1 protein-coding gene is annotated in these 395 nt (G+C 65.3%); it reads right to left on the reverse strand.

Translation table 11 applies throughout. The features are described from left to right. The coding region (locus tag EOA33_RS40075; protein ID WP_210212675.1) for a hypothetical protein at window positions 1-192 on the reverse strand (192 nt) is incomplete at its 3' end. Window positions 193-395 lie beyond the last annotated feature (203 nt).

The raw sequence follows: 395 nt of genomic DNA on the forward strand, positions 1-395 counted from the left end.
GGGCGGGAGGGGACCTGTGCCGCAGGCGGATTGCCAGCGGCGCAGGATGAGCCGCACGTCGTCGGACTCCGTTTGGGCCGCTACGCTATGCCCTCCTGGAGCGTCGACCGTGTCGGGGGCGGTCTGCTCAAGCCCCACCATCGGGTGTGCACTCACCTTCTGCAAAAAAACGTCTCTGAGAGCCGCAATCATCCTCGCATCTCGCCGGTTCTGCCGCGGGTCCAAATCGGGTCGAAAGCGAAAAACCTCGACCGGTCAACAAGCAATCTGAGGAGCGTAGCTCCGGTTGGCCGGAGCATCCGGCATCTAGGCGAGCCCGCAGATCCGACGGTCTGGCGCGGTGCGGTCGCGCGCCTTGTCTGATCCTGCGCTCCACTCGACGCGGAACCTATGGC

Origin of the sequence: Mesorhizobium sp. M4A.F.Ca.ET.050.02.1.1 (assembly GCF_003997725.1) — a bacterium.
Taxonomy (GTDB): Bacteria; Pseudomonadota; Alphaproteobacteria; order Rhizobiales; family Rhizobiaceae; genus Mesorhizobium.